This is a genomic window from Glutamicibacter sp. M10 (assembly GCF_025452055.1).
Classification (GTDB): Bacteria; Actinomycetota; Actinomycetes; order Actinomycetales; family Micrococcaceae; genus Glutamicibacter.
The window spans coordinates 50,150-70,170 of the sequence record NZ_CP104918.1 but is presented as its reverse complement, the minus strand read 5'-3'; the positions used below and the strand labels follow the sequence as shown (position 1 = coordinate 70,170).

Genomic DNA, 20,021 nt, shown 5'->3' with positions numbered 1-20,021 from the left:
ACCTTTGAACGTATTTGTCTCACTATGTGGACATGGCCATAGTTTGTTACTTGCAAGTTGACAATGTTACGAGGAAACTAGAGGTGTGAGTACGGCGCAGAACAGCAAAAAGCATCCCGACGGGCAGTCGTGGTTTGCCGATGCAACTTGTAATCGAATGCTCGGCGTCGGCGGCTAAAAGATGAATTTACGGCTCGTTCGTAAATAGAAATCGGAAAGTCGCTGACGGGAAACCCAACTGCTGAACGTGGACGAAGGCCATGAACGGCGCAAGCAAAACCCGAAGCACGAGCGCCAGACCACTTGGCCTTCGCACTAAAAGAGGAAAACATTATGTCGGCTGGATCCGGATACGTCCACGTTTCAATTCGCAACGCGCAGAACCGCGCAGCTGCTGCACAGCGTCAGGCTGCTGGCAACTATGCACCAGCGGGATATCGTCCCCTGCGCGCAGTTTCTAACACCCCAGAAACTCGTGAACCATCCCATCAGCCGACCACCACTGCCGTGCAGTCCACCGGTCAGGCCACCGCCGACACTTCGGCTCGCGGCTTTGTACTGTACGTAGGACTTGATGAAGCGGCAGCTCAGGCGCAGGGTACTTCGCTGGGCAAGCTGGCAACTCAGGTTCGCGCCTTCCTCGCCACCCTTTCTCCTCAGGCTCAGACCCACGCCGCCGTGGCACTGGCTCCAACCAGCGCGCAGGGTGAGCCAATTGACGTTGTACGTCAGGCGCTGGGAGACCCAACCGTCTCACGCCGTCCACGTGCCGAAGCTCGTCCAAGCACCCCACGCCCATCGGGTGTACTGATCGACCTTTCGCGTCGCGAAGTCTACCTAGACGGCGAAACCTTGAATCTGACTTTCAAGGAATTTGAACTGCTCAACTTCCTGGTTGAAAACGGCACCCGCACTGTGGGACGCGAAGAACTGCTGGAAAACCTATGGCGCAATGCCGAAGAGGTACCCAACGAACGCACCATCGACGTACACATCCGTCGCCTGCGCTCCAAGCTAGGTCGCCTAGCTAATACCGTGCGCACCGTGCGCGGTCAGGGCTACCGCTTCTACGAGCACCCAGAAGTTGTTGTTTGGGCAGCGCCTGAATACTCCATCTAATTGCACCACCTGGCAACGGCGGGCAAACCGTATTCGGTTTGCCCGCCGCTGCTGTCTTAAGCTGGGAAGATGAACACCATGCAATCGCGCAAGCTCATCCTCATGCGTCACGCCAAAGCCGACTACCCGCTGGGTGTGAGCGATCATGAGCGACCGCTGGCATCGCGCGGGCATCGTGAAGCTCCAGCGGCCGGTGCCTGGCTAGTAGAGAACAATCTGGTGCCGGACTATATCCTGTGCTCCGATGCGCTGCGAGCTCGATCCACCTGTGCATGGGTGCTCTCAGAGCTTGGTGAAAAGGGCCCACGCCCTACGTGGACTCGCGGATTTATGGTGCCGGTGTTGCGAAGCTGTGCTCCATTATCAATGAGGTGCCCGATACGGTCAGCACACTCTTGGTGATTGGCCACCAGCCGGTGCTTCAGGACCTTGCCCTTCGACTTGCCTCGGTGGACTCCGACGAGGAGGCCGTGTACGAGCTGGCCATGGACTATCCAACGCTGGGAACAACGGTGCTTGAAACCAGCCATTCGTACTCGCAGTTGGACTCTCGCGATGCAAATATTACCCATTTCTTCGCACCACGACCCGCATGAGAGTACTCTCACCAAGTTTTTCTTATCGCCTAGTCACCGGCTAATTATCCGATGATCTGCGGTTATGAGAGGCAGATGAAAGCCGTCTCATCGGATGTAGGTGAACCCACCAGCGGGAGTTCATCTTGGGTTAACCATTACTCGATTCACTGAGAACTGTTGGCGAAAGCGCCAATGCCGGAACACGTTGAACGTGGACCGGGACTCGGGTGAAAAGGAAATGGGATCATGGCCGCCATCGCACAATCGCTTCCGCTGCAGAGCACCGAAGCTCGCAATGAACTACAGCAGCCCATCGACGCACAGCGCGCGAGCCGTATTCGTGCTGCCTACACCACGCGGTTTGTTGCCGCGCAGCTACAACGCAACCCGCAAGACTTCCAGATCGTGCGCCGTGCAAATATGGTCCCCAGCGCCGGGGACGTGGTGATCGCCAAGGTCACCGAGCTGGGCAAACACCTGCGTTTGCAATCTCCGACCTCGCGCCGACAGCTCATGTTTGTCGGTCAAGAAATCATGGTGGCGTACGGGCACCGCTACGCACCGGATCAGTTCCTGGCTCATGTTCCAAACAACCTTGGACCGTGCCAGTTGGTGGCCGGCAGGGGCGTGGCCAGCGAAGTGATCGAACAGCACGCCTCCATCGATAAGGCCACAGCTCTTGAACCGGTGGGGCTGTTGTTGCGGCACGGCCAGGTAGTGAACCTGCGAGACTTTGCTCCGCTGGATATCCATAATGAATCGGCACAGGCCGCGCAGGTTGGAGCCAAGCGACCTCCGGTCATCGCTGTGCTGGGAACGTCGATGAACTCCGGAAAATCCACCACTTTGGGGTGCCTGGTCAACGGGTTGGTCAACGCTGGGCTGAACATCGCGGCCGGTAAAGCTACCGGAACCGGCGCGGGCAATGACCCTGATTTGTTCACCGACGCAGGCGCCTTTAGCGTCTGCGACTTCACCGACTTTGGATTCCCAACCACCTACAAACTGGATTACGAAACGGTTCGCTCGCTGCTGGCGGCGATGATCCGTGAGCAAAGCGCTACCGGTGCCGATGCGGTCATCATCGAGATCGCTGACGGGCTTTTCCAGGGTGAGACCTCGCGATTGTTGGCCGATCCGATCTTCGCCGAGCATATCGACAGGGTAGTTTTCAGTGCCCAAGATGCCTTGGGAGCCCAAGCGGGAGAGCGCATCTTATTGGAGGTCGGGCTTGATGTTGCTGCCGTCTCCGGAGTGGTGACCGCCTCCCCGCTGGCCGCCCAAGAGGCGCAGAATCAGCTATCCACCGCGGTGATCGGCACCTACGATCTATGCCAAGCCGAGGTAGCCACCAGCTTGCTGCCTACACGTTAGGTGGCGAAGTTGAGCAAAATGCAGGTGGCGCTGCCGCCATTGCTCGCAGGGAAACGCCGAATACTGCTGGCCGGGCTGCTGAGTCTGGGGATCATTGCCGGCCTGATATCCATCATCATTTCTTGGCTGATCGGACAGCTCACCACCACAGTGAGCAGCACAATGCTTGGGGCGGTAGTGGGGTTGATCCTCGGATTTTTGCCGCCACATATGCGCAGCGGGTACTGGCCGAGAAGCTGGGGCAACACTATGTGGCGCAGCTGCGCCGCGGGTTGATCTCTCACGCTTTGCGCAGTGCACGGGGGCCTTCGGCGGGTATCACCATCGCCCGATCCACGAATGATCTCTCATCTATCCGTAACTGGATTGTGCAGGGAATGGTGCCGCTGGTGGCAGGAGTGCCGTTGCTGTTTCTCAGCGGGGTTGGGCTGTGGATGTTGCACCCATTGTTGGCCGGGAGCCTTGGGGTGACACTGGTGTTGGAGGTCGTCTTTTTGCTGGCCTTGGCACCGGGGACTTTTGGCAGTGCTCGGAGGTTGCGGAAAAACCGTGGTTATTTGGCAGCCCGAATTTCCGACACGGTTGCTGCGCGGACTGCCATTAGCGCTGGGGGAGGCATCGACCGCGAGGTCAGTCGGGTGCAGGACTCTTCACAGAAAGTGATCGATTCCTCGGTGCAGCGCGCCCGATTTGCTGGGGCCTTACGTGCAAGTGCGCTGGCGGTACCGCTGCTGGGGACTGCCTTGATGGTCGGTGCTGCGTCGTTGCTTGGGCTGGAAAGCTCTGCCGTGGCCACGGCGCTGACCCTGATTGGGATCTGCGCCGGGGCGCTGGGGGAATGGGGCAAAGCGGTGGAGTACCGGCAGAACTACAAGGCCGGCCGGCGCATCATTGCTCCCTTGCTACAGCAGGAGGAACAGTGGCGAAAAGCTGATGAACAATCGTTGAGCACTCGTGATGCCAAGGAGCTGCTGGGGCAGCGCGCCGTGGTGCGGATTCAGTTGCCTTACCATACTGACGCCCTTGGTCTGCCACCTTACCCAGTTTTGCGTGTCCAGCCCGGTGAACGCATCGCGCTACAGGGCAACAACTGGCAGCGGGCCGCGTTACTTGAATCAATTGCCACCGGCAACCTTGATCAGTGTGGCGACCCGAATGCTGGAGTGTGGATTGCCGAAGGACGCAGCGAAGATTTGCCCCCAAGCCAGCGACGCAAACTGGTGGGCTCAGCCCTCGAAGCGATGGTGCCCGAACGTGGCACCCTGGCGCGGGCCTTGCGTTACCGTCATCCCGGGGCCTCACTAACTAAAGCACTGAAATTGGCGGAGGAGTGTGGGCTTGACCTGACGCAGTTACCAGAGCGGGATCAAACCCGACTTCGTCGTGGCGGAAAGCCACTGGAGCGAAGTCAGCAGGCAGCCCTTTTGGTGGCTCGTGCCTTATTGCGCGAACCGCCGGTGCTGGTGATCGATGAGTTGCTGACCCGTCTACCGCATAGCGCATACCCGGGCGTGGTGCAGCGGGTCAACAACTATCCGGGCGTGGTGATTTATGCCGGAGACTTGCCGGGAATTAATCCGACTAGTTCTTGGCAGGCGGCGCAGTTGCCAGCAAGCCATCAACGATGAGCAGTACTGAGCGCACCATCTGATCGCGCCCCAGTTCATCGCTGCGCGTCGTGCTCATGCGTGCGTTGAAAAGTGTCGCACCAAAAATGGTGGTGGCTACTGGCAGCTTTTCTGCTTTGGGCAGTTTCACCAAGCGCTCGAGGACTTCGATGAGCAAGGTGGTGACCTGAGAGTGCAACGGAGTGGAAGTGAAGTCACTGGCGGTGTCGGCGCTGAGCTGCTCTTGCATCCACAGTTGAACAAATGCCGGGTAGCTGGCCACGAAGTCCATGGAGAATTCCAGCATTTTCTTGAACGCTTGATAGGGATCAGCGCAGGCGGCTGCCTGACTGAGCCCATCAAGGAGTTTCTGCGCACCAAAGTTCAGGATCTGGCTGACCAGTTCGTCCTTGGAGCCATAGTTGTAATACACGGTTCCTTTAGACACTCCGGCTGCCGAAGCGATTTCATCGACCGACACCGCGTCGGGGGAACGGGTGCCCAGCAGTTTCATGGCAGCTTCAAAAGCCGTTCCTTGGAACTGGTGGCGCGCACCCGTTGGCGCTGGGCTGGGATGGCTGTCAATCTTTCAACTCCGGTTGCAGGGTCTTCAAGGTCCAAGTTTTGTTCTTGCGCACGGCCAGCATGCTTAGCAGTAATCCTAGGGCGGTGTAGGCGAGCAAGGATCCGATGATGCCCGAGAGCACGCCCAGATCGGCACCGTAGACCAGGTGACGCAAGCCCAGTACCACGTTGCCCATGGGCAAGATTTGGTGCAGGAATTGCAACGGTTCTGGCAAGGTCTGCCATGGGAAGGTACCACCGGCGGTGATCAGCTGCAGCACCATGAGCACCAATACGAGGAACTTACCCGCGGTGCCCAGCAACGCGAAGAATCCTTGGATCAGGGCACTGAAGCATAGGGCCGCGAGGACCAGTAGCAGCCAAGCCATCCATGGGTGCGCCGTGTTCAGGCCCAGACCGAAGTGCACCGCAGCGTAGAGCATGCTGGTCTGCACCACGGCAATGGCTGCAAAGGGAAGCCAGCCGCCGATCGAAATCTTCCAGTTACTACCGTTGGATAGTAGCGCGCGCTTGGTGATCGGGCGCATCACCTGGGTCAGGACCAAAACACCCATGTAGGTTGCCAAGGTCATGAAGAATGGGGCCAAACCGGCACCGTAGGACTGGGCCTCGGCCTGTTTGACGTTATCAAGCGCTACCGGCGAACCGATGACATCGGCGAGCTTATCGCTGGTCTTTTGATCCGGGTTGGGTACCTGCTTTACACCATCATCAAGACCGCTGGCGAGATCGGAGGAACCGTCTTCAAGCTTGTTAGCGCCCTTGGACAGATCACCAACTCCGTCAGAAAGTTTCACGAGCCCACCGTGCAGTTGATCGGTACCGTCAACGAGGGAAGCGGCTCCGGTATCAAGGGTTTTGGCGCCGTCGGCAGCCTTGGCGGTGCCCTCTAGCGCGGAGGCTTGACCGTCGGCCAGTTTCTGAGCTCCGTCGTTGGCACTGTGCGCGCCGGTGGCCAGCTTGGCCGAACCATCGGCGGCGGTGGAAATACCGTCGACCAGAGATGGTACTGCGGCGTCCAGTTTTTGGGTACCGGCAGCCAAAGTACCCAGTCCGGTGGCAAGCTGCTTGTTGCCGTCGGCTACCTTCTCGGAGCCATCGGAGAGTGTATGCAGCTTCTGTTGCATGCTGGTCAGTCCGGAGTTGACCTCGTTCACCTTGGAATCCAGGGTGCTGGGCACAGTGGAATTCTCAACACTTTGGGTGACCGTGGATTCAACGGTTGTGGCTTGCTCTTCGGTCAAGGTGCCGTCGGCGACGAGCTTGTCCAGCTGTGCCTGAGTGTCGGTTTTGACGTTGTCCAGCTTTTTATCTGCGTCCGTTTGCAGCTGATCAATTACCGAGATGGCATCATCGGCGGTGGTAGCCAGTTGCTTGTTGCCGTCGGCGACCTGACGGGAGCCGGTGGCGAGCTGATCGGCCGCGCTCTTGGCGCTCTGCGCACCGTCGTTAAGCTGGTCCACCGAGCTTGGCAGCGCCTTGGTTTTGGATTCCATGGTGTTTAGCCCGGAGCTGAGCTTGTCCGCACCAGCGGCTAGTTCACTGGTGCCGTCGGCCAAATCGTTGGTGCCGTTGCTCAGCTTTTTCTGTCCGGCCAGTAGTTCCTGTAGACCGCCCGAGAGCTGGGCGGTGCCGCCCTTGAGCTTAACGCTGCCGTCGGACAGTTCGCTGCTGCCGTCAACTAATTTGGTGGTGCCATCGGCCAGGGTGAGAACACCGTCGCCGAGGCTCATCGTACCGTCGTAGAGTTTTTCGGCGCCGTCCGCGGCTTCGCCCATGGAATCGTGGATGTCCACAAAACCGGCAATCATCGCTGAGGCAGTTTCGGTTCCCACCTCTTCAGAGACGGAGGTGCGCACTTCGCCGGCGAGCGTGCGGGCGAAGTTGGAAACCATGAAGTTATTGGCGTCGTTGGTCAGCAGCTCAAGGTCTGCCTGGTCGGCGTCCTTAAAGTCGCCCGGGGAAACGAGGGCAGCGCTGAAGTTATCCGGCAGAACGAGTGCAAAGGCGTATTCGCCGCTGGCCACCGCGTCCTCGGCGTCTTTACGGGAGTCGAGGTGGGCCCAGCTGAAGGTGCCGTCCTCTTCGAGGTTGTCGACGACGCTATCACCAACGCGGGTGAACTCGCCGTCCTTTTTTGCGCCGTCATCGAGGTTGACCACAGCTGCGGTGACCTTGTCCAAGTTTCCCTGAGGATTCCAGTTGGCGTAGAGGTATAGGGCACCGTAAAGCAACGGGACACAGGTCAAAGCGATCAGCGCCAGTTTAGGCAGGGTGCCACGGGTCATGCGCTTAAGTTCAGAGAGCGCAAGTTGCAAAGTCGTCATTAGTTTTCCTTCGCTTCGCTGGTCTCAGTGGCGATTGGTTCGTCTTCACTGACCGGATCCTCATCGAGAGGAGCTTCTCTGGCTGATTCATCAGCAAGCGGTACCTGGTTCGTGGGTTCGGGAAGATCTAGGTCCAGTTCTTCTTGCACAAATTCTTCGCCGGAGAACTCTTCGTGCATTGGTTCGACCGCCGGAAGGGTCAGCTCAATGGGCTGCGCCGAGAGAGATCCGAGGTAACTCACCGGGCCATCCCAGCCGTAGGGAACATTGCTCACGATGGCCACCACAGCAAATTCGCGTGAGCTGGAAGCAAAATCGGCCAGCAGATCCATCCAGAGTTCGTCTTGCATATCGTGACGGTCTGGTGCATCGAGAACTAGCAGTTCCAACTTGGGGTTCTCAGCAGCCAGAAGTAGCTGTAGTTCCATGCGTTGTGCTGGGTCGATTGCGTCGGCCCATTCGCTGGCAACATCGCTGAAACCGTGCTCTTCCATCCACTTTTGGGCCGAGGCTTGCGCCAAATGGGACCGGGAACCAATGCAAGGTCTTCGCCGACTAGGTCACGGACCTTTAGGTGTGCTTCGGGCTCGTTGACTTCAGGGGAGTCGAGCAATGCGCTGTGCTGTCGCAGGGTTTTCAGTGAGTCTGAATGTCCCCAGGCCACCGTTCCGGTGGTTGGCTGCATCCGTCCGCTGAGCGCGAGGGCCAACGCGGTACGCGAAATCTGCGGGTCGGCAACAACTAAGAGAACTTCACCGCGGTCCACACGTAAAGAGGTGGGCGGCACTAGTTCTTCATGGCGGCCTTTGACGGTGACTGAATCTGCGATAAGCACAAAACCAGACTAATTGAACTGACCGGTCAGTTCAATTAGTGACTATATTCTTTTAATCACCTCTAGACGTAAACCGCTTGATGCCTTTGGATGGTTCTTGGGGTGGTCTCGCTAATGCAGGACAAAGTTCACCGGTGGTTCACCGAACTTTGATTACCTCGAGACCATAGCCATGGTTGCGATTACCTCGCCGCCTACGATCATCATCAGCTAAGGGAAAACATGAGCAAGAGGTCAACAACTCGCATTGCTGCAGTGTTCTTGGGAGGTGCCCTAGCGCTCTCATGCGTTTCGGTTGCCCAAGCGGACACTGTTGAAATTACCCCCATCGAACAGGTGCAAGGTACTGGAGCTAACTCGCCGATGGTAGGCAAGGACGCGACAGTGCGCGGTGTTGTCACTGGCGCCTATGCCGAGGGCGGGATTCGCGGATTTTATGTTCAGACCCCCGGCACCGGAGGCCAGTTGCCCACAGAAGGCAGCCCAGCGATCTTCGTCTATGCGCCTGATGAGGTTTCTTCGGTCCAGGTTGGGGACTACATTCAGGTCGCCGGAAGCGTCGGTGAATATTACGGGCTGACCCAGATCAAGGCCCAAGAAGTCACGCGGTTGAGCGAACCGGCCGAGAGCGTGAAGCCGTTGGCGGTGCCACTGCCTAATGGCGACGCGGCACGTGAACAGATCGAATCAATGCTCGTGGATCCGCAGGGAGATTTTACTGTCTCGGATAACTACTCGCTGAACCAGTACGGTGAGCTGAGCCTTGCGCAAGGAACCAGCTCAATCTTGCCCGGCGAAAAACTACTGCGTCAGCCTACCGATGTTTTTGCTCCCAATAGCGCAGACGCCAAAGCCTTGGCCGATGAAAATGAGCGGCGAGCCATTGTGGTTGATGATGGTGCCACCTTGAATTTCAGCACCGCCAAAAACACCTCCGTGGCTTTGCCATACATCGATGCCAAGCAGCGCGTGACCGTTGGCGCAAAAGCCACGTTCACCTCGGCGATGATCCTGGATTACCGCTACGACCTGTGGCGGCTGCAGCCGCAGGGACAAGTGATTGGTTCCAATGATGCTGATATCGCGCTGAACTTCGAGCAGATCAACAATGAAGCTCCCGAAGAGGTCGGCGGGAACGTGAGCGTCGGTAGCTTTAACGTGTTGAACTACTTCACTACTACCGGTGACCAGCTCGAAGGGTGCACCTACTACCGTGACCGTGAGGGCAACCCGCTCACCGTTCGTCAGGGCTGTGATGCTCGTGGCGCCGCCAACGCGGAAAACTTCAACCGGCAGCAGTCCAAGATTGTTTCGGCGTTGAGCAAGTTCACCGCGGACGTAGTGGTTCTGGAAGAAATTGAGAACTCAGCGCGCTTCGGCGAAGATCGTGACGCGTCTCTGGCTCATCTTGTTGATCAGTTGAACGTGGCTGCTGGTAGCAAGGTATGGAACCTTGTTCCAAGCCCGGCAACTGTGCCAGCTGATGAGGACGTGATCCGCACTGCGATTATTTACCGTGCTCAGGCAGTGAAGCCAGTCGAGGAATCGGTGATCCTGCAGGATCCTGCTTTTGATAATGCACGTGATCCGCTAGGCCAAGCCTTCCAAAAAGTTGGTGGAAATCAGAACACCCGCTTTGTGGTGGTCGCAAACCACTTCAAGTCCAAGGGCTCCGGACCAAATGATGGTTCAGGCAACGTGGACTCTGGCGATGGCCAGGGTGCCTGGAACGCGGACCGTGTTGAGCAGGCCAAGGCCTTGGTGAAATTCACCGAGGATCTTAAGATCTCCCGCAATACCAAGAAGGTGCTGCTTGCAGGAGACTTCAACTCCTATGCCGCTGAGGATCCAATCCGGGTTCTCAAGGATGCTGGCTTCACCGATTTGGGAGCTGCAGCTGACTCGCAGAGCTATGTTTATGACGGATTGAGTGGTTCGTTGGACCACATTTTGGCTTCTCCGGAATTGGCTTCCAAGGTGACCGGTCAGGACATCTGGAACATCAACGCCATCGAATCTGTGGGCTACGAGTACAGCCGTCACAACTACAACATCACCGACTTGTTCACCGCAAATCAGTACCGCTCATCGGATCATGATCCGGTGTTGGTGGGACTTGAATTGAACAAGTAAGGCTAGTTTCTAGCAAACCGGAACGGCCAGGTGAACCTGCCAGCAAGGGGCACCTGGCCGTACTCGGTTTAAATTTGGGGTTGACAGAAAAATCGCTTCGTGGAGAATTGATGAAGACGTCTTGTGAGAGCGCTCACAAAACGAAAAGCGGAGCTGCTTTCATAACCATGGCAAGCAGGGTTCAGGGATGAACCCTATTCTTTTTGCCGTATTTTGAGAGCGCTCTCAAAATATTGAAGTACCCCACACTCGCACGAACCGAACTTGAATGGAGTCACCGTGAAGTCTTCACGAACATCTCGCCTTGCCAAGGTTGTCGCACTGACCTCAAGCATCGCCTTGCTCGCAGCAGGTTGCTCATCGGGCGAAAGCAAAGATGCCGCCCAGCCAGCTTCGGCGGATAATCCCGTCACCCTGACCGTCACCACCTTCGGCACTCAGGGCCTTGACCCGCTGTACAAGAAATACGAAAAAGAAAATCCTGGCGTCACCATCGAAGCCACCAACATCGACACCGGCGGCAACGCATTGACGGACTGGAAGACCAAGCAGGCTGCCGGCGCAGGTCTGCCAGATGTCCAGGCCGTGGAAGAAGGCTGGCTGGGTCAGGTCATGACCGTCTCCGAGAGCTTCACCGATCTCAACGAGTATGGTGCCAAGGACATCTCAGCTGATTGGGTGGACTGGAAAGTTAAGCAGGCTACCGATGAGCAAGGACGACTCATTGGTTACGGCACCGACATCGGGCCGATGGGCCTGTGCTACAACTCCAAGCTCTTCAAAGCGGCAGGACTTCCGAGCGACCGTGAAAAGGTGGCTGAACTCTTCGGCGGCGAAGATGCCACCTGGGATGACTTCTTCAGCGTCGGCGAAGACTACGTCAAGAAAACCGACAAGGCCTTCTACGACCAGTCCGGCTTTGTCTGGAACGCAATGGCCAACCAACTCGATGAGGGCTACTACAAGGCCGATGGAACCTTGAACATCGAGGGAAATACGCAGCTGCGCGAACAATGGGACAAGCTCTCAGCGGCAGCAAAGAAGGGACTGTCATCCGGGCAGACCCAGTGGGACTGGGGTAAAGGACAGGCATTCATTGACGGTTCCTTTGCGGTTATGCCTTGCCCAGGCTGGATGCTCGGAAACGTCAAAGGCCAGGTTGAAGGAGCTGGCGGGGATTCCTCAGCTGGATGGGACTTTGCTGATGTCTTCCCCGGAGGCGCAGCTAACTGGGGTGGCGCATTCCTGACCGTACCTACCACCTCAAAGCACCCTGCCGAGGCGGCCAAGCTGGCCCAGTACCTGACCAACGCCACTTCGCAGGCTACCTCCTTCGAAACTGCCGGAGCGTTCCCGAGCAACGTTGAAGCACAGAAGTCCAAGGCCGTGACCGGTGAGAACGACCTAACGAAGTTCTTCAATGGAGCACCGATTGGTGAAATGTTGGGCCACCGAGCCGACGGCGTCAAAGCACAGTTCAAGGGCGCCGATGACTCGGTGATCCAGGAACAGGTCTTCGGGCCAGCAACCATCGCCATTGATAAGGGCACCGACGGAGAATCCGCGTGGAACAGTGCGCTGTCAACGCTGAAGGAACTGGAAATCAAGTAACTAAGTACCCTTCACCGCTCTGCGCGAGGGCGAAACCAACCACGGATTTCTTCCCTCGCGCAGAGGCACTGCAGCAGAAAAGACAACACAGATGAGTACCACGACACCAATGTCACGGCCCCACCTCAACACCGAACTACCGCGTGTAAGCACCGGTGAGAAGCTGGATGAAACTAAAGCGGAGCGAAGCATCAGACGGCGCCACTTCCGCGGACGGTTGGACTACAAATACTCCCCATATCTTTACATCTCGCCCTTCTTTATCCTCTTCGGTTTGGTCGGCCTCTTCCCGCTGGTTTACACCTTCGTGGTGTCGATTAATGACTGGGATCTGCTAGGCGGCGCCGGAGAATGGGTGGGACTGGCCAACTACAAGGCGGAACTAACTTCTCCACTGTTCTGGAATTCGCTGTTCAACACCTTCAGCATTTTCCTGCTCTCCTCCATCCCGCAGCTGGTCATTGCCACATTCATTGCGGCCATGCTTGACCAGAACCTTCGTGCCAAGACTTTCTGGCGGATGAGCGTTTTGGTTCCCTACGTGGTCACGCCGGTAGCGGTCACGCTAATCTTCTCCAGTGCTTTTGACGAAAAGTATGGGTTGATCAACAATCTGCTCGGCGCATTAAACATTGATCCCGTTGCGTGGAAAACCTCGGTCTTCCCATCCCATATGGCCATCGCGACCATGGTGAACTGGCGCTGGACGGGATATAACGCGTTGATCTTGCTGGCCGCAATGCAGGCGGTGCCGCGCGAACTGCACGAATCGGCAGCCATCGACGGTGCTGGAATGATCCGCAGGTTCTTCTCGATCACGTTGCCAAGCATCCGTCCAACCATGATCTTCGTAATCATCACCGCCACCATTGGTGGACTGCAGATCTTCACCGAACCCAAACTCTTTAACCCCAGCAGCTCGGTACCGGGAGGGCCGGATCGGCAGTATCAAACCACCGTTCTGTACCTGTGGGATCTAGCGTTCAACCGAGGTGACTTTGGTCGAGCATCGGCCGTGGCCTGGATACTGTTCTTGATCATTATTGTTATCGGACTGATCAACTTCTTGGTCTCCGGATCAATAGCTTCATCTTCAGAAAAGAAAAAGGGACGAGGCACGAGTAAAGTGACCACAAAACGTGCCGGCCGCAATGCCCCACAAGCCCGGATTCAAAGCCCAGCAGGTTCAATGAAAGGAAGCAGCACCGATGAGTAACGCGACCTTACAACGAACCGTACGCACTAAGCCCACTCGGCTAGGGCTTAGCAAAAACTTCACCGCGGACCGTCGCCCAGGATTCCTGACCTATGGCATCTTGCTGGCCTTCCTTATCGGAAGCACCTACCCGCTGTGGTACTCATTTGTTATTGGTTCTTCCACCGGTGACGTATTCTCCTCGGCATGGCCACCACTGTTACCGGGCGGGCAATTCTGGTCAAATGTTGCCCAAGTATTCGACTCGGTCGATTTTTGGGCGGCGTTGGGAAATAGTTTGATCGTTTCCTCGATGATTACCTTCTCCGTGGTTTCTTTCTCAACCTTGGCGGGTTACGCTTTTGCCAAGCTGCGCTTCCGTGGACGAGAAGGGCTACTGATTTTTGTGGTTGCTACCTTGGCGGTCCCGACTCAGCTAGGCATCATTCCGATGTTTATGATGATGAAGCAGTTTGGCTGGACCGGCTCTCTAGGAGCCATTATGATCCCTACACTGGTGACCGCTTTTGGTGTCTTCTTTATGCGACAGTATCTGGTGGACAACATCCCGGATGAGCTGATTGAAGCCGCCCGGGTTGATGGCGCTTCGATGATTGGAACCTTCTGGCATGTGGGCGTGCCTGCGGCTCGACCTGCGATGGCGATCCTTTCGCTGTTCACCTTTATGACAGCCTGGACCGATTACCTGTGGCCTATGCTGGTAGCCCCACAAACACCAACCCTGCAGGTGGCGCTGAGCCAACTGCAATCTGCTCGATACGTTGACTACACCATCGTGATGACCGGCGCCTTGATGGCGACGATTCCTTTGCTGTTGCTCTTCGTTCTGGCAGGAAAACAACTTGTATCCGGAATTATGGCAGGAGCTGTAAAGGGTTAATGACTACTCACCTATCGCAACAGTTCGCGTGGCCCAAGGACTTCGTCTTTGGCTCGGCCACGGCGGCCGCCCAAATTGAGGGCGCCGGCCATGCATATGGCAAAGAAGACTCCATCTGGGATGCGTTTGCACGAAAGTCAGGTGCTATTGCCGGCGGAGAAAACCTTGAAGTCGCAGTGGACCACTATCACCGCTATCGCGAAGACGTGCAGCTCATGCGAGAAATTGGGCTGGACTCCTACAGGTTCTCCACCAGCTGGGCTCGCGTGGTTCCCGGCGGACGAACCGTGAATCAGCAAGGCTTGGACTTCTACTCTCGCCTCGTAGATGAGCTACTAGACAACGGCATTTTGCCGTGGCTGACTCTCTATCACTGGGATCTTCCGCAGGCTCTGGAAGAGGGCGGGGGATGGACCAACCGCGATACCGCGTACCGGTATTTGGAGTATGCCGAAGCGGTCTACAACAAGCTCGGTGACCGGGTGCGACATTGGACCACCTTTAATGAGCCACTGTGTTCTTCGCTGATTGGTTATGCCGCTGGCGAGCATGCTCCAGGACGGCAAAAACCCGAAGCAGCCTTGGCTGCGATGCATCACCAGCACTTGGCTCACGGCTTGGCAGTACAGCGTCTGCGTGAACTCGGTGCGCAGGAAATCGGCATCACGCTGAACCTGACCAATGCGGTGCCGAACGACCCATCTGATCCAGTTGATCTTGAAGCAGCACGTCGTGTTGATGCCCTGTGGAATCGGATGTATCTGGACCCAGTCTTGCGTGGCTCCTACCCAGCAGATCTCTTGGAAGATGTCAGCCATCTTGGCCTGGCGCAGTTGATTCAGCCAGGAGACTTAGAGCAGATCAATCAGACCATCGACTTCTTGGGCGTAAATCATTATCACGATGACAACGTGTCGGGTCATCCGTTGCCTGAGGGGCAACCGGCTGCTGTGCAGCCTACAGATGCTGCCAAGTCTTCGCCTTTTGTGGGCAGTGAGTACGTGACATTCCCAGCCCGAGACCTGCCACGTACAGCGATGGGTTGGGAAGTGAACCCCGAAGGTTTACGCGTCTTGCTCAACCGATTGACTCAGGACTACGAGAACTTGCCTCCGCTGTACATCACGGAAAACGGGGCCTCGTATACCGACGTGGTGAGTGATGAAGGAACGATCGAGGATACCGAGCGCAGCGAATATATCCTGAACCATTTGGACCAGGTCGCTAAGTCGATTGATGACGGTGTTGATCTGCGCGGATACTTCGTGTGGTCGCTGCTCGATAATTTCGAGTGGGCTTGGGGCTATGACAAGCGGTTTGGAATTATCCACGTCGACTACCAAACTCAGGAACGGATCATTAAGAACAGCGGCAAGGCTTACGCCTCACTGATTGCCGCAAATCGTACAATGGCATAGCACTTGTTGATGATGGCCCGTAGCTCATTACCTGAGGTACGGGCCATCACGCACGCACGATGATCCGCTAACTACTCATACCTAGGCGCAAGATAATGAGCATGAACGAATCGCGCAGACCGCAAGCAACACTGGAAATGGTGGCTGAACGCGCTGGCGTCTCGCGAGCTACGGTTTCACGGGTGGTCAACGGTTCGGATCGGGTTAAGGCTGACGCCAAAAAGGCTGTGGATCAAGCGATCCAAGAGCTGAACTATGTGCCCAATCGGGCTGCCCGCTCACTAGCGCAGGGCAGAACCAACTCCATTGCGTTGGTGGTGCCCGAGAATACAGCGAAGTTTTTGCGGACCCGTACTTTGCCAAGGTCGTCCAAGGTGTCGCTCAATATGTGGCCGACACCGAATTTATGCTCACCTTGCTGCTCTCTACCGAATCTGATCCAGCCAAAACGACCCGATACTTGCAGGGTGGAAATGTCGACGGCGCCCTGGTTCTTTCGCATCACGCGGATGACCGTTCCTATGCAGACCTAGCTTCCAAATTGCCAATGGTCTATGGCGGGCGCACCATGAGCACAGATCAAAACGAGATCTACGTGGTTGATATCGACAATATTGCCGCCGCTCGTCGGGCAACTGAGGTGATCATCGCTCAGGGGAGAACCAAATTAGCAATGATCGCCGGACCACAGGATATGGGTGCGGGCCTTGACCGGTTGGTCGGGTTCAAGCAGGGAGTTGAGGCTGCAGGCCTTGAACCTGTGGCTATCGAAATTGGTGACTTCACTCCGGCAAGTGGTCACCACATCATGGAACAGCTACTTGCGTCCCAGGTTTCGATTGATGGCTTGTTTACTGCCAGTGCGCAGATGGGTTTTGGCGCTTTGCAGGCGTTGCATGAAGCAGGCATTAATGTGCCGAAGGATATCTCCGTGACGACGGTGGATGACGATTCATTTTCGCGCAGTTCAAACCCGCCGCTCACGACTATTGCTCAATTCCCTGAACGGCAGGGGAGATTATGGCCGAACTGCTGATCAAAAGGATTCAAGGCGAGAAGGTTCCGGCGTGGAGCATCATGGATACCAAGCTGATGCTGAGGCAATCGCATTAATTGCGACGCATAGGGCTGTGACAGAAGTTGAAGGAAAGACAAAAAAATTCCCACTCGATCGAGTGGGAATTTCAATTTGTGCGCCCAAAGGGATTCGAACCCCTGACCTTCTGTTCCGTAGACAGACGCTCTATCCAGCTGAGCTATGGGCGCATATTTTGTTGTTGTCGTCGTGACGACTTGAATAACTTTACACGAGAATTCAGCAGAGCAAAAACCAAATCAGTCAAAAGTGCCGTGATTCACAAGATGTCTGGTCGTGAGGGCATTGAAGCGTATAGAGATGGCTTAGATCAATGCTGCGCGGCCGGGTTTGAAACTAGCTGTGAAGGATCGTTTGATAGAGATTATGGTCTTGCCATCGCCCTGCAATTTTCAGGTAGTTTGGTGCCATCCCGATCTGGGCGAAGCCGTTGTTCAGCAACACTTTCTGCGAAGCAAAGTTGTGCAAAAGAGTGCTGGCTTCCAGGCGATGCAATCCAACGTTCTCCACGGCTTCAATGCGCAGTGCGGCCACTGCGCGCGAGGCCAGTGCCTGCCCGGTGAAACGATGGTCAACCCAGTAGCCCAGGCTGGCACTTTGGAATGGCCCACGAACAACAGACACGATATTAAAGCGACCAATCAGTTGCTGGTCGCGAAACAGCCCGTATGGATACGCCAGACCGTGTTCATTGGCCGCGAGAGTTTGAGAAATATTTTCTGCATGCCAGGCCTGCGTGAAAAAGCATCTTCGCGTTCCGGATCCCAGGGGCGCAAGTGTTCGCGGTTGCGCACATAGGCTTCTGCGAGCTGGGCGGCGTCCGAAACTTCGAGCAAACGAAGGACCGTGCGTGAGTCGAGGGTCAATGTGGGCATCAACTTCTCCTTGGGATACAAAAAATTCCCACTCGTTTGAGTGGGAATTTCAATTTGTGCGCCCAAAGGGATTCGAACCCCTGACCTTCTGTTCCGTAGACAGACGCTCTATCCAGCTGAGCTATGGGCGCATATTCTGTTGTTGGCTCGTTCTCACGAACCTCGAATTACTATACAGGTGGATTTGAGCATGTACAAATCGGCGGGCAAAGCTACCGCGTTCAGGTGAACAGACGGTTATGTGAAGCAAGCAAAAGGGTACCGGTCTACGTGACCTTCATCACATCTTTTCGTGTTTTCCACTTTCAAGTTCCCCGGAATCTTGGGATTTTTCAAGTTTTGCGTTTCCTGCCCACGCTTTGTTGAGGTCTCGATCACACCGTGAGCTCTCAGCGTTCACCCTAGCCTTGATTTATTGCTAGTTGAGCCCAATGGAGGGAACACATAATGAGCACGAGCTCGGATCAGACCGTAATCGACGCAGCAACTTCGCACAAGGAGTTGGCAAGCTGGGTCGAAGAAGTGGCCGCCTTGACGAAGCCGGATCGTGTTTATTGGGTAGATGGTTCAGCAGCAGAAGCCGAACGACTGAGTGCTGAACTCGTTGAAGCCGGAACCTTGGTTAAGCTGACCGATCCAAACTTCCCTAATTCTTACGCTGGTTTTTCGGACCCCAAGGACGTAGCGCGTGTAGAAGAGCGCACCTTCATCTGCTCGAAGAAGAAGGAAGACGCCGGCTTCACCAATAACTGGGAAGACCCAGAGAAGATGAAGTCCATGCTCAACGGCCTATTTGACGGTTCGATGCGCGGACGCACCATGTACGTCATTCCTTTTGTCATGGGACCGCTGAACGCTGAAAACCCTGCCTACGGCGTAGAAATCACCGACTCGGCCTACGTTGTTACCTCAATGCGCATCATGGCCAAGATTGGCGATGAAGTACTGCGCAAGATGGAAGCAGAAAACGCATTCTTCGTTCCAGCGCTGCACTCTGTAGGTGCACCGCTGAAGCCAGGCGAAGAAGACGTCGCATGGCCTTGCAACGAGGACAAGTGGATTGTTCACTTCCCTGAAGAGCGCTCCATCATGTCCTACGGTTCGGGCTACGGTGGCAACGCACTACTGGGCAAGAAGTGCTACTCCCTGCGTATCGCCTCGGCCATGGCTCGTGATGAAGGCTGGCTCGCTGAGCACATGCTGATTCTCAAGCTGACCAGCCCACAGAACAAGGCCTACCACGTCGCTGCTGCATTCCCATCGGCTTGCGGTAAGACCAACCTGGCTTTGCTGGATCCAACCATCGAAGGTTGGAAGGCTGAAACCTTGGGCGATGACATCAACTGGATGCGCATCGGCAAACAAGGCGAACTACGCGGAGTGAACCCAGAGTACGGTTTGTTCGGTGTGGCTCCAGGTACCGGTTGGTCCACCAACCCGAATGCTATGCGTGCCATCGCCAAGGGCAACAACATTTTCACCAACGTTGCGCTGACCGACGAAGGTGGCGTGTGGTGGGAAGGCATGACTGACGAGACCCCGGCACACCTGACCGACTGGTTGGGCAATGACTGGACTCCGGAGTCCGGTCGTCCAGCAGCGCACCCTAACTCGCGTTTCTGCACCCCGATCTCGCAGGTCGACATGCTTTCCGAAGACTACTACTCGCCAGACGGCGTGAAGATTGATGCCATCTTGTTCGGCGGTCGTCGTAAGACCACCATTCCATTGGTGACCGAAGCGCGCAGCTGGACCAACGGTATCTTCATGGGTTCCACCCTGTCCTCGGAGACCACTGCAGCTGCTTCCGGTGCTACCGGAGTGATTCGTCGCGATCCAATGGCGATGTTGCCATTCATCGGCTACAACGCAGGTGACTACCTGAACCACTGGGACAGCATCTCGGCCAAGCTCAACCCTGAGCAGATGCCAAAGATCTTCTTGGTGAACTGGTTCCGTCGCAACGCTGAAGGTGGCTTCGCATGGCCAGGTTTCGGTGACAACTCGCGTGTGCTCAAGTGGGCTATCGAGCGCATCGAAGGCACCGCGGATGCCAAGGAAACCATCATTGGTAACGTGCCAACCGGTGAATCCATCGACCTGACCGGCCTGAAAGGCTTCACTCCGGCTGAAGTTGAAGCCGCTGTGGCCGTCAACAAGGACGAATGGGCCGCCGAAGTTGAGGGCATCGAAGAATGGTACGCCAACTTCGGCGATGCACTGCCAGCTTCACTGCGTGCAGAACTTGACGGTCTGAAGGAACGCCTGAGCGCATAAGTTCTCGAATAGATCAACATCGACCTTGCTCCTGGTTACTGAAAATCCAGTAACCAGGAGCATGGTCGTTTAAGCGCCGAAGGTGCGCGC

At 56.3% G+C, this 20,021-nt stretch carries 16 protein-coding genes, 2 tRNA genes and 2 pseudogenes; 12 read left to right on the top strand and 8 right to left on the bottom strand.

Annotation, left to right across the window (positions count from 1 at the left end; all coding sequences use genetic code 11):
* Positions 1-333: 333 nt before the first annotated feature.
* The 4 genes and pseudogenes from N6V40_RS00345 to N6V40_RS00330 all read left to right on the top strand — a co-directional run bounded on the left by N6V40_RS00345 (position 334) and on the right by N6V40_RS00330 (position 4,699).
* On the top strand, positions 334-1,119 hold the full coding sequence (locus N6V40_RS00345) for a winged helix-turn-helix domain-containing protein (protein WP_131090430.1): 786 nt from the start codon (positions 334-336) through the stop codon (positions 1,117-1,119).
* A 69-nt stretch (positions 1,120-1,188) separates the two neighbouring features.
* A pseudogene (locus tag N6V40_RS00340) lies at positions 1,189-1,715 on the top strand (SixA phosphatase family protein).
* Between the two features lie 228 nt (positions 1,716-1,943).
* On the top strand, positions 1,944-3,071 hold the full coding sequence (locus N6V40_RS00335) for a DUF1611 domain-containing protein (protein WP_262198484.1): 1,128 nt from the start codon (positions 1,944-1,946) through the stop codon (positions 3,069-3,071).
* Entirely contained in the window at positions 3,029-4,699 is a 1,671-nt protein-coding gene (locus N6V40_RS00330; protein ID WP_262198483.1) for an ABC transporter ATP-binding protein, read from the top strand. Before N6V40_RS00335 ends, N6V40_RS00330 begins: the two co-directional genes overlap by 43 nt.
* Here N6V40_RS00330 and N6V40_RS00325 read toward each other — a convergent pair.
* The 4 genes from N6V40_RS00325 to N6V40_RS00310 all read right to left on the bottom strand — a co-directional run bounded on the left by N6V40_RS00325 (position 4,653) and on the right by N6V40_RS00310 (position 8,377).
* A complete protein-coding gene (locus N6V40_RS00325) occupies positions 4,653-5,192 on the bottom strand; it encodes a TetR/AcrR family transcriptional regulator (RefSeq protein WP_262198481.1) in 540 nt (179 codons plus the stop codon). The genes N6V40_RS00330 and N6V40_RS00325 overlap by 47 nt on opposite strands.
* A gap of 67 nt (positions 5,193-5,259) precedes the next feature.
* Positions 5,260-7,590, bottom strand: coding sequence for a YhgE/Pip domain-containing protein (locus tag N6V40_RS00320; RefSeq protein WP_131090425.1), 2,331 nt, complete (start codon positions 7,588-7,590; stop codon positions 5,260-5,262).
* Positions 7,590-8,018, bottom strand: a complete 429-nt coding sequence (locus N6V40_RS00315; RefSeq protein ID WP_262198478.1) for a hypothetical protein — start codon at positions 8,016-8,018, stop codon at positions 7,590-7,592. The genes N6V40_RS00320 and N6V40_RS00315 overlap by 1 nt, the downstream gene beginning before the upstream one ends.
* Complete coding sequence (locus tag N6V40_RS00310) at positions 7,967-8,377, bottom strand: hypothetical protein (RefSeq protein WP_262198476.1); 411 nt, start codon at positions 8,375-8,377, stop codon at positions 7,967-7,969. Before N6V40_RS00310 ends, N6V40_RS00315 begins: the two co-directional genes overlap by 52 nt.
* Positions 8,378-8,647: 270 nt before the next feature.
* On the opposite strand from N6V40_RS00310, the gene N6V40_RS00305 reads away from it, so the two are divergent.
* The 7 genes and pseudogenes from N6V40_RS00305 to N6V40_RS00275 all read left to right on the top strand — a co-directional run bounded on the left by N6V40_RS00305 (position 8,648) and on the right by N6V40_RS00275 (position 16,719).
* Positions 8,648-10,558: an ExeM/NucH family extracellular endonuclease gene (locus tag N6V40_RS00305; RefSeq protein ID WP_262198474.1), complete on the top strand. Its 1,911-nt coding sequence runs from the start codon at positions 8,648-8,650 to the stop codon at positions 10,556-10,558.
* 279 nt (positions 10,559-10,837) lie between these two features.
* Positions 10,838-12,169, top strand: coding sequence for an ABC transporter substrate-binding protein (locus N6V40_RS00300; RefSeq protein WP_131090422.1), 1,332 nt, complete (start codon positions 10,838-10,840; stop codon positions 12,167-12,169).
* A gap of 91 nt (positions 12,170-12,260) precedes the next feature.
* Positions 12,261-13,385: a carbohydrate ABC transporter permease gene (locus N6V40_RS00295; protein ID WP_262198472.1), complete on the top strand. Its 1,125-nt coding sequence runs from the start codon at positions 12,261-12,263 to the stop codon at positions 13,383-13,385.
* Positions 13,378-14,265, top strand: a complete 888-nt coding sequence (locus N6V40_RS00290; protein ID WP_262198471.1) for a carbohydrate ABC transporter permease — start codon at positions 13,378-13,380, stop codon at positions 14,263-14,265. Before N6V40_RS00295 ends, N6V40_RS00290 begins: the two co-directional genes overlap by 8 nt.
* Positions 14,265-15,683, top strand: a complete 1,419-nt coding sequence (locus N6V40_RS00285) for a GH1 family beta-glucosidase (RefSeq protein ID WP_262198469.1) — start codon at positions 14,265-14,267, stop codon at positions 15,681-15,683. The genes N6V40_RS00290 and N6V40_RS00285 overlap by 1 nt, the downstream gene beginning before the upstream one ends.
* Positions 15,684-15,778: 95 nt before the next feature.
* Positions 15,779-15,889: pseudogene (locus N6V40_RS17155) on the top strand (LacI family DNA-binding transcriptional regulator); the annotation flags it as partial.
* 182 nt (positions 15,890-16,071) lie between these two features.
* Complete coding sequence (locus tag N6V40_RS00275) at positions 16,072-16,719, top strand: LacI family DNA-binding transcriptional regulator (RefSeq protein WP_262198467.1); 648 nt, start codon at positions 16,072-16,074, stop codon at positions 16,717-16,719.
* A 156-nt stretch (positions 16,720-16,875) separates the two neighbouring features.
* Here the strand turns inward: N6V40_RS00275 and N6V40_RS00270 are convergent.
* From N6V40_RS00270 to N6V40_RS00260, 4 genes are all read right to left on the bottom strand, one after another.
* Positions 16,876-16,949 (bottom strand) — tRNA-Arg (locus tag N6V40_RS00270).
* Positions 16,950-17,115: 166 nt separating this feature from the next.
* On the bottom strand, positions 17,116-17,460 hold the full coding sequence (locus N6V40_RS17150) for a GNAT family N-acetyltransferase (protein ID WP_396268601.1): 345 nt from the start codon (positions 17,458-17,460) through the stop codon (positions 17,116-17,118).
* Entirely contained in the window at positions 17,421-17,654 is a 234-nt protein-coding gene (locus N6V40_RS17145) for a GNAT family protein (RefSeq protein ID WP_315973732.1), read from the bottom strand. The genes N6V40_RS17150 and N6V40_RS17145 overlap by 40 nt, the downstream gene beginning before the upstream one ends.
* Before the next feature lie 57 nt (positions 17,655-17,711).
* A tRNA-Arg gene (locus tag N6V40_RS00260) sits at positions 17,712-17,785 on the bottom strand.
* 316 nt (positions 17,786-18,101) lie between these two features.
* Between N6V40_RS00260 and N6V40_RS00255 the strand changes: the two genes are divergently transcribed.
* Entirely contained in the window at positions 18,102-19,931 is a 1,830-nt protein-coding gene (locus N6V40_RS00255; protein WP_262198466.1) for a phosphoenolpyruvate carboxykinase (GTP), read from the top strand.
* Positions 19,932-20,021 lie beyond the last annotated feature (90 nt).